Source organism: Myxococcus sp. AM011, from assembly GCF_013372595.1.
Taxonomy (GTDB): Bacteria; Myxococcota; Myxococcia; order Myxococcales; family Myxococcaceae; genus Myxococcus; species Myxococcus eversor.
In genome coordinates, this window is the sequence record NZ_JABXEM010000353.1 from 1 (window position 1) to 9,488 (window position 9,488).

Below are 9,488 nucleotides of genomic sequence, written 5' to 3' on the forward strand. Positions count from 1 at the left end.
CGCGCAGCCCGCGCGCGCTGGTGCCCGCCCCCAACCCCAGCAGCAACACGCGAGGCGCCCGAGGCTCCGCGCGCGCCATCGCCGGCGTCAGCAGGTAGTGCGCGAAGACCTCTTCCCGCACCGGCTGCCCGGGCAACCACGTGCTCTGCACCGCGAAGCCCTCGTCGAACACCAGGCTCCGAGTCCCCTCGGGAGACTCCAGCACCTGCACGAAGGCATGGGGGGACTCGGCCACCTCCAGCGCTCGCGGGTGTCGCGGCAGCGCATGGATTCCGAACGCCAGCGCCACCACCGGCACGCCCACCGCCATCACCCGCCACCGCCACCCGAGCCCGTGTGCCGCCGTCAGACCGAGCAGCCCCGCGAAACACGCCATCGCCCGTGCGGTGCCCAGCCACGGCAGCACCACGAAGGCCGCCAGCAGCGTCCCGGCGATGCTCCCCATCGTGGACGCCGAGGACAGCCGCCCCGCATGCGCCCCCGCCGACGCCACACCGCCCAGCCCCACCCGCAACAGGAAAGGCCCCACCGCGCCCAGCGCCAGCAGCGGCGGCACCGCCACCAGCACCACCAACGCCACGCGCCCCATGGCCTCCAGCGGACGCCCCGTCATCACCGCCGTCGTGGCCCCCGGCAAGAGGGCCCTCGCCAGGAAGGGCAGGGCGGCCAGGAGCAGCGCCGCGACACACAGCGCCATGCGCAGCGGCTCCAGTCGCTCCGCGCGGTCCGCCCATCGCCCGCCCAGGTGCGCCCCCAGCGCAAGCCCTCCCAGCACCAGGGAGATGAGCGCCGCCCACACCGGCGTGCTGCTCCCGAAGTAGGGGGCCACCAGTCGCGAGGCGGCCATCTCCGACGCCATCACCGTGGCGCCGGAGAGGAAGGACAACCACGTCAGTGAAGAGGGCTTCATGAGCGGGGGCCCGGATGAGCAAGGCCCGTTCCATACTCAACAGCCCGTAACTCCACGGCCCCAGGGGAGGAACCCCGAGGTGCGGGCGACAAGGCTGTCAGTGACTCACGGCTCCACTGACAGCGGTGTCACGCTCACGCCTTGAAGGGCAGGGGGGCCACCTTCACGGTGTCGGGGCCCCCCGCCAGCGTCAGCTCGGTGCCGGGCTCCAGCGAGTCCCGGTGCACGTAGCCCAGGGCCACGCGCTGTCCCTGGGCCGGCGAGCGCACGACGCTGGTGAGCCAGCCCACCTTCTTCTCGCCCCGGCGCAGCTCCGTGCCCGGCGCGGCGTCGAGCTCGCCCAGCAGCAGGCCCGTCAGCTTGCGGTTCATGTGGCCGCGGAAGGTGGCCCGGGCGATGACCTCCTGCCCGATGTAGCAACCCTTGTTGTAGGAGATGGCCCCGGTGAGGTTGGCCTCCATGGGGATGGTGGTGTCCACCATGTCCTGCCCGTAGCGGGGGACCCCGGCCTCCACGCGCAACAGCTCCAGGCCCTCGAAGCCCAGCGGCTTGAGGCCGAGCTCGGCGCCCGCCTGGCTCAAGGCCCGCCACGCGGCCTCCAGGCCCGCGCGCGGCACCCACACATCGACGCCATGGGGCTCCACCGAGGTGTTGCCCACCAGGAGGACCTCCTGCCCGGCGAGCGTCATCGCCCGGGTGGCCTGGTGCGCCAGGGGAGCGAACCCTTCGCCCAGCACCCCCGCCGTCCGGGGGCCGAGCAGCCGGAGGATGCCGTACTCGCCCGTCGCGTCGTGCAGCTCGGCGTCCTCGGAGATGAGGTATTTCTCCAGGAACTCCCGGACCTTGGCGCCGTGGCCCGGCTCCACATCCATCAAGAGGTCCGCCTCCCGCTTGAGGATGCGGGCATCCGCCACCATGGCCCCCTTCACATTCACCAGGGCGGCGTACGTGGCGGCTCCGACGGGGAGGTTGTTCACCTCCTGGGTCACCATTCCATGTAGGAAGGAGGCCCTGTCCTCCCCCGTTATCCGGAGGATTTCACGGTAGGAGGCGTCGTGGAGGGCCACGGCCTCCAGGGCGGCCCGGTAGCCGTCCTCGCCGTTGCCATACCCGGCCACGACTTCCCGGCCGCGCACATCGATGAAGCGGGCCCCCGCTTCTTCGTGAAGAAAATGCAGAGACAGCGGTTCCATGTCCGTCGCTATATAGAGGCGAAGGAGCGAATGCCACGATGGATGTGAAGCACCTGTCGTCCTTCCAGGATTTCTCCCCGGAGAAGCTCCGGAAGCTCAACGTCTTCCAGTCCGAGCGCTTCTTCCTCGACGTCTACTGTCTGGCGCCTGGCCAGGCCCAGAAGCCGCACCACCACGCCACCTCCGACAAGGTCTACGTCGTCCTGGAAGGCCGTTGCCGCTTCCGCGTCGGCGCCGAGGAGGAGGTCCACGGTGTGGGCGCGGCGGTTTTCGCCCCCTCGGGTTCGGAGCACGGTGTCGCCAACGATGGCCCCGAGTCCGCCCGACTGCTTGTCTTGATGACCCCGCCCCCGGAGCACGCATGAGTCCGAAGTCCTCTCCCCAGAAAGCCGCCACCCCCGTCCCCTTCCGCGTCGGGGTGGTGTTGCTGGTGCTGGGCGTGGCCGCGAGCGTCCTGTCCGTCTTCCAGTGGAGCCAGTTGCTCACGCTGCGCGCCGGTGGTTCCACCGTGTGTGGCGTGTCCGACACGGTGAACTGCGAGACGGTGTGGAACTCGCCGTTCGCCACCCGCATGCATGAGCTGTTCGGCATCCCCGTCGCGGGCCTGGGGCTCGTGTGGGGCCTGACGGTGGTGGCGCTGTCGGCGCTGTACCTGGCGCGTGCGCGCTCGGGGAAGCCGGTGGGTCCGGCGGCCCAGGGGCTGCGGCTGACGGCCATCGCGGGCGTGGTGTCGGTGCTCGTGTTCGCCTTCGCGAGCTTCCAGACGGGCGTGGTGTGCCCCACGTGTCTGGGCACGTACGCGCTGGTGGCGGCCATCGCCGGTGTCGCGTGGAAGGGGCTGCCGGCCGGTGCGGGCCAGTGGGTCCCCGGGCTGCAGTGGACGGTGGGCATCACCGTCGTCGTATTCGTTGCCGTGTTGCTGCCGGGCCGCTCGCTGTCCACGCCGCAGCCCAAGGTGGGGGAGCTGCTGCCCGTGGCCTCGTCGTCGACGACGGAGGCGGCCACGCCCGCGTCGCTGGAGGCGTACCTGCGCGGGCTGCCGATGGCGCAGCAGCAGTTCATCTCCAACGCGCTGGCGCAGTACCGGCACGGCGTGCCGCAGGCCGCCGCCGCGCCCGCGCGTCACCGCTATGGGCCGGTGGACGCGCCGGTGAAGATTGTCGAGTGGACGGACAGCAAGTGCCCCCACTGCAAGGCGTTGGTGGAGGAGCTGGCGGTGCTGAAGAAGCGCGTGCCGGAGGGCAGGCTGTCGTTGGAGGCGCGGCAGTTCCCGCTGGATGGCTCGTGCAATCCGGCGATGCCCAAGCGCGGGCCGGATGCGCCCACGGTGCGGTGCGTGGCGGCGAAGGCGCAAATCTGCCTGGAGGGCGCGCCGGACTTCTGGACGCTGCGGGAGAAGCTCTTCGCGGCGCAGGCGGTGTTGGACACGGAGCGGGTGATGGAGATTGCCTCCTCCGGTTCGGTGTCGCGGATGCAGTTGGATGCGTGCATCGCGAGCGCGGCGACGGCGGCGAAGATTCAGGAGGATACGGCGTATGCGCTGCGCTACCAGTTCACGGGCACGCCGCTGGTGGTGGTGAACGGGCGGCAGGCAATGCCGTCCGCGCCATTCCTGTACGCGCTGGTGATGGCGAACGGGAATCCGAGCGCGCCCGCGTTCGACGTGCTGCCTCCGCCGCGCGCGATGCCGCAGGACGACCACGCGGGCCACAACCACTGAGCGACGGCGGGCGTCTCGTCATGGGCAAGCGTGACAAGAAGGATGAGCCGGCGGCTCCGGTGGGGCCGTTCCACAATCCCTTCGCCGCGTTGGCGGTGAAGCGGGAGGCGCTGCCGGTGGGGCCCGCCGCGCCTGCCGCGGCACCGGTGCGCAAGCCCGAGCCGAAGGGCCCCGCGCGCGCGGTGGTGCGGATGGAGCGCAAGGGGCGGGGCGGCAAGGAAGTCACGGTGGTGGAACATCTGGAACTGCCCGTGCCCCAGCGGGAGGTGTGGCTCAAGGCGCTGAAGAACTCGCTGGGGTGCGGAGGCGTGGTGGAGGACGACACGCTGGTGCTCCAGGGAGACCAGCGTGAGCGTCTGCCCGCGCTGTTGGAGGCGCGTGGGGTGCGCAAGGTGACGGTGGGCTGAGCGGGCCTGATGGTGCTGGAGGTGCCCCCGTCAAATCGGACACGTGGGTATGGCGCGGCAGACTGTGCGCCATGACAAACGAGAACAGGTGGCGCACCCGTCGTACTCGCTCAGTCTTGACGGCCGTGTTGCGCCACGCCGCATGTGCGGAGGGGCCCATTTCACGGCCGGATGCCGCAGTCCGGAAGTGGGTAGGCCCCGAGGTCAATGTGCCGGGCGGGGGGCAGTTTCGCACCGTCATCCACTACGGTCCGTGGCAGTGCAGCAACGAGCTCATGAACTACTGCCGGGAGAAGTGCGCGGGGAGTGGTCATGCACTCCAGGGCTGCATGTGGCTGGCTGATGTGAAGATGGATTTTCAGGGCACTGTCGTGCGAGCCGGAAGCCGCTTCGGAATGACGCACTGTTGCTGCAACTACTCGACAATCAGCGTCAGTGCGAATCAGTCATCGCGTGCCCAGTGGGACAACGTCCGTGACGGGTTCCGTGAACAGTGGGCAGCCCGCTTCGGTGCATGGCCCACCGATAAGACCGGGCTGGCCTATCCAGGGCACCACATCCGAGATTTGAAGCACGGTGGCAACCCGACCGACTGGGAGAACATCCTTCCATTCCCCAAGGACATTCACGACACGCTGAACGGGCTCTATAACCAGTGCTATGCGAACAGCCCTCCATGGACCCAGGTCGGGCCTGATTACCCCTATGGAGAGTAGCCCATGAGCATGGCCGAACACCTTGCCGAGGTGTCGCGCCTCCACTCCCCCAACCCTCCTGCGACGCCCGAGCAAATCGAAGCGTTCGAGCAGAGAGTGGGGTGGAGCCTCGACCCGGACCTGCGTGCCTTCTACCTGCACTGCGATGGTGCCGACCTTTTCGACCCCCGCGCCCCCACGTTCAGGGACCCCGCGTTCTCGTTCCTCCCCCTGTCGAGGATTCAGCGTGCGCGGGTGGTCATGAGCCAGGACGACACCGACAAGGCGGGTCCCGAGTCTTGGTACGCGGTGTGCGCGGTACGGGACAGCAATTACATCCTCCTCGACGTGAGCCACCAGGAGTCAGGTCGGTATCCTCTGCGCGATGGCTACCGCGAGGGTTTCCCGGACCCCGACTACTGCCTGCGGATTGCGGCCTCGTTCTCTGAGTTCCTCGCTGGTGCACTCCGCTCGAACGGGAGTTGGTACTGGCTCCCGCCAGTGTGAGTTGCTGCATCGCTGTTGGGGTCGTTCCACAATCCCTTCGCGAGTGGCTCGTGCGAGGCGTTGCATGAGGTGGTCTCGACCGTGGATGCGCGAGGGCCGATGGGCGGGCAACCGAGGGAGTGAGCGTGGCGGAGCGGACAGGGCCCGAGCCGTCGATGCGGGTCTTGGCGAACGGTCCACTGGAGACCGTTCGTACCTGCGTCCCGCTTCATTTCCCATCCATCCGAGGACCCGGGACTAGATTGTCGTCCGATGCCCCTCGTCTTCCTGCCCGACGCCGAGACGCTGTTCCTCTGGGGCCGAGAGCCCCTGCCTCGCGCCTTCTCCGACCTGCGCGACGCGGGCGAGAGCGCCTCCGCCGTGCTTGTCACCCCCGAGGGGCTCCGGGAGTGCGCGGGCCGCGGGCTGCCGCTCGCCGCTACCGTCGAGCGGTTCGCAGTGGCGCCCACTTCAGAGGTCGAGTCCTTCCCCGGCTCACTCGCCCTCTGGACGCTCGCCAGCAAGCTGGCGCTGGAGTTGCTCGCGCGCGAGCGCGTGGTGCCCACCCTCCTGAGAAAGAGCGAGCGCATCGAGGCGCGCTGGGCCGCGGCCCTCTCCGCCTCCGAGGACTCCAGCCGCGTCGTCGCTCTCGCCCGGAGCATGCCCGCCGCCGCGCACGCCGTCCCCGTGCACCCCGAACGAGGCTCCGCCGTCTGGGCCCCGGAGGCGCTGCTGCGCGCCTTCCTCGACGCCACCGTCGATGCCTTCGTTCGCGCCGCGCGCGGCGGGCCCTCCCTGTCTCCCCGCTCCTCCTCTCGTCGACCGGCGCCCTGGGACGAGCGCTGGCGCGCGGCGCTCTCGGGCGCGCGCCGTGACTTCGCCCCCGAGGGCTTCGCCGAGCGCTCCGTCGTCGACGAGCTGACGCGCTGGAGCGAGCCCGCGCTCGGCGCCAGGGACAGACTGCGCGCCTGCTTCCGGCTGGAGCCCCCGAAGGAGGACCGCGAGCCCTTCGTGCTGAGCTTCCACCTCCAGGCGCCCGATGACCCGAGCCTGCTCGTGTCCGCCACCGACGTCTGGAAGACCCGCGGACACCGCCTGGAGAAGCTCGGTCGCGCCTTCCGCGACCCGCAGGAGTCACTGCTCGAGGCGCTCAGCCGCGCGTCCCGGCTCTTCGCGCCCATCGCCCTCGTGCTGGAGAGCCCCCGCCCCGAGGCCCTCCTGCTCGAACCCGACGACGCCTGGGCGTTCCTCTCCGAGGGCGCGCGCGGGCTCGCCGACGCGGGCTTCGGCGTCATCGTCCCCGGGGAACTCACCACCTCGGGCCGGCGCCGCCTGCGGCTTCGAATGCGCGTGGGCGCGAACGCGAAGGTCGCCGGCGTCGTCGATGGTGCCGCGGGCCTCGGGCTCGACGCGCTCCTGCGCGTGGACTGGGATGCCGTTCTGGGCGACACGCCGCTCACCCCGCGCGAGCTCGAGTTGCTCGCCCAGCGCAAGGCGCCTCTCGTGCGCTTCCGGGGCGAGTGGGTCGCCGTGGATCCCCACGAACTCGACGCCATCCAGCGCCACCTGGCCCAGGGGCCCGGCCAGATGTCGGCCAGCGAGGCGGTGCGCGTGGCCCTGCTCGGAGAGACGCGCCACGGCTCGCTCCCCGTCACCGTCCTCGCCACCGGCGTGCTCGAGGAGCGCCTGGGGCGGCTGCGGTCGGGCGGGGCCACGACCCAGGCAACTCCCAGCGCCCTGAACGCCACGCTGCGGCCCTATCAGTCACGAGGGCTGCACTGGCTGGACACGCTGGCCTCGTTGGGGCTCGGCGCCTGCCTCGCGGATGACATGGGTCTGGGCAAGACGGTGCAGATGCTGGCCTTCCTGCTGCGACGGCTGGAGCGCGCGCCCCGCGATTCACGGCCCACGCTGCTGGTGGCGCCCACCTCCGTGGTGGGCAACTGGGAGCGCGAGGTGGCCCGCTTCGCGCCCTCGTTGCGCGTGACACCCCACTACGGCGCGGAGCGTGCCCGCGCGGCGCGTGATGTGCCTCGTGGACCGGGAGTGCTCGTGCTCACCACCTATGGCCTCCTGCGCCGCGACGCCGAGCTGCTCGCGAAGGTGGACTGGGCCACGGTGGTGCTCGACGAGGCGCAGAACATCAAGAACTCGGCCTCGGCCACCGCCCGCGCGGCCCGGGCGCTGCGCGCCAGCGAGCGCTTCGCCCTCACGGGCACGCCGGTGGAGAACCGCCTCGCGGAGCTGTGGTCCATCCTGGAGTTCGCCAACCCCGGCCTGCTCGGGCCCCTGGAGACCTTCCGGCGCGAGCTGGCGCTGCCCATCGAACGCCATGGCAGTCAGGAGGCCGCCACCCGGCTCAGGCGCATCATCGGCCCGTTCGTCCTGCGCCGCCTCAAGAGCGACCCGACCATCATCGCGGACCTGCCCGCCAAGAACGAGATGAAGGTCGTCTGCACGCTCACCCGCGAGCAGGCCTCGCTCTACAAGGCGGTGGTGGACGACGAGCTGCGCCGCATCGAGCAGTCCGACGGCATCGAGCGTCGGGGCCGGGTGCTCGCGCTGCTGCTGTTCACCAAGCAGATAGCGAACCACCCCGCGCAGTACCTCGGCGAGTCGGGGCCCCTGCCGGGGCGCTCGGGGAAGCTGGCGCGCGTGACGGAGATGCTCGAGGAGTCCCTGTCCGCGGGGGACAAGGCGCTCGTCTTCACCCAGTTCCGGGAGATGGGGGACAAGCTGGTGGCGCACCTGTCGGAGAGCCTGGGGCACGAGGTGCTGTACCTGCACGGCGGCACGTCCCGCAAGGCGCGCGACGAGGCGGTGCGGCGCTTCCAGGAGGAGCCCCATGGCCCGCGCATCTTCGTGCTGTCCGTCAAGGCCGGCGGCACGGGCCTGAACCTGACGGCCGCGAGCCATGTGTTCCATTACGACCGCTGGTGGAACCCCGCCGTCGAGGACCAGGCCACGGACCGCGCGTATCGCATCGGCCAGAAGCGCGCGGTGCAGGTCCACAAGCTGGTGTGCGCGGGCACCGTCGAGGAGAAGATTGACCGGCTGCTCGAGCAGAAGCGCCAGCTCGCCGAGAGCGTCGTGGGCGCGGGCGAGAGCTGGGTGACGGAGCTGGACACGGCCGCGCTGCGCGAGCTGTTCTCGCTGTCCGCGGGCGCCGTCGCGGACGAGGGCGAGGGCGAGGTGGAGGCCCCGCGGCGGAGCGCGTCCCGACGAGGGGCGCGTCGGCGGGAGGTGGGGTCATGAGTCGCTGGGGCGACTGGGGCTGGAAGTCGGCGCCGAAGAAGCCGCCGCCCGAGCACGGCATCAAGATGAAGAAGGCCGGCTCCACGTGGTGGGGCCAGCGCTGGCTGGAGGCGCTGGAGCGCGTGCTGGGGGGTGACTCGGGGCGGCTGGCCCGGGGGCGGACGTATGCGCGGGCAGGGCGGACGCATGACCTGGTCATCCGTGGCGGTGAAGTCACCGCGAAGGTGACGGGCTCACGGCCTCGGCCCTATGCCATCTCGCTGAAGCTCGGGCAGTTCAGCGACGCCGTCTGGGAGAAGGCCATCGCCGGGATGGCCGGCCAGGCACGGTACGCCGCGGAGCTGCTCGCGGGGACGATGCCGCAGGAGATCGACGCGGTGTTCCTCGCGGCGAAGGTGAGCCTGTTCCCCCAGAGCCGGAAGGACCTGACGACGAGCTGCTCGTGTCCGGACTGGGGAGACCCGTGCAAGCACGTGGCCGCCACGCACTATGTGCTCGGCGAGGCGTTGGACGGCGACCCGTTCCTCCTGTTCGAGCTGCGCGGCAGGACGAAGGAGCAGGTGCTCGGCGGTCTGCGCGCCGCGCGCGTGGGCGAGACGCGTCCGGCCGCGACCTCGCCGTCGACTCCGGCGAAGCGGAGGCGGGGGACGCGGGCGGTGGCGGAGCCCGTGTCGGAGGCGCCGGGCGTGAAGCCTGGGAAGCTGACTCCGGCTGATTACGACGTGCCGCGCGCGCCGCTGCCGGCGCTGAGCTTCTCGTTCGATGCGCCGGTGGTGCATGGGGCGGTGCTGAGGCAGTTGGGGGCGCCGGCGTCGTGGGGAG

9 protein-coding genes are annotated in these 9,488 nt (G+C 70.8%); 7 read left to right on the forward strand and 2 right to left on the reverse strand.

The window, feature by feature from the left end; genetic code table 11:
- The coding region (locus HUW62_RS42795; RefSeq protein ID WP_176437719.1) for a fused MFS/spermidine synthase at positions 1-910 on the reverse strand (910 nt) is incomplete at its 3' end.
- Positions 911-1,044: 134 nt separating this feature from the next.
- Positions 1,045-2,103 (reverse strand): folate-binding protein YgfZ, encoded by a 1,059-nt coding sequence (locus HUW62_RS42800; protein WP_176437720.1) that lies wholly within the window; start codon positions 2,101-2,103, stop codon positions 1,045-1,047.
- Positions 2,104-2,141: 38 nt separating this feature from the next.
- Here HUW62_RS42800 and HUW62_RS42805 point away from each other — a divergent pair, with 38 nt between their 5' ends.
- The 7 genes from HUW62_RS42805 to HUW62_RS42835 form a co-directional block, all read left to right on the forward strand.
- Entirely contained in the window at positions 2,142-2,468 is a 327-nt protein-coding gene (locus HUW62_RS42805) for a cupin domain-containing protein (RefSeq protein WP_176437721.1), read from the forward strand.
- The gene (locus HUW62_RS42810; protein ID WP_176437722.1) at positions 2,465-3,823 is read left to right on the forward strand and encodes a thioredoxin domain-containing protein; all 1,359 of its coding nucleotides are present in this window, start codon (positions 2,465-2,467) and stop codon (positions 3,821-3,823) included. Before HUW62_RS42805 ends, HUW62_RS42810 begins: the two co-directional genes overlap by 4 nt.
- A gap of 20 nt (positions 3,824-3,843) precedes the next feature.
- The gene (locus HUW62_RS42815) at positions 3,844-4,230 is read left to right on the forward strand and encodes a translation initiation factor (protein ID WP_176437723.1); all 387 of its coding nucleotides are present in this window, start codon (positions 3,844-3,846) and stop codon (positions 4,228-4,230) included.
- A gap of 329 nt (positions 4,231-4,559) precedes the next feature.
- On the forward strand, positions 4,560-4,946 hold the full coding sequence (locus HUW62_RS42820; protein WP_255203958.1) for a hypothetical protein: 387 nt from the start codon (positions 4,560-4,562) through the stop codon (positions 4,944-4,946).
- A 3-nt stretch (positions 4,947-4,949) separates the two neighbouring features.
- Positions 4,950-5,432 (forward strand): SMI1/KNR4 family protein, encoded by a 483-nt coding sequence (locus HUW62_RS42825; protein WP_176437724.1) that lies wholly within the window; start codon positions 4,950-4,952, stop codon positions 5,430-5,432.
- Between the two features lie 252 nt (positions 5,433-5,684).
- Entirely contained in the window at positions 5,685-8,666 is a 2,982-nt protein-coding gene (locus HUW62_RS42830) for a DEAD/DEAH box helicase (protein ID WP_176437725.1), read from the forward strand.
- Positions 8,663-9,488: SWIM zinc finger family protein (locus HUW62_RS42835; RefSeq protein ID WP_176437726.1), on the forward strand; the 826-nt coding region annotated here is incomplete at its 3' end. The genes HUW62_RS42830 and HUW62_RS42835, both read left to right, overlap by 4 nt.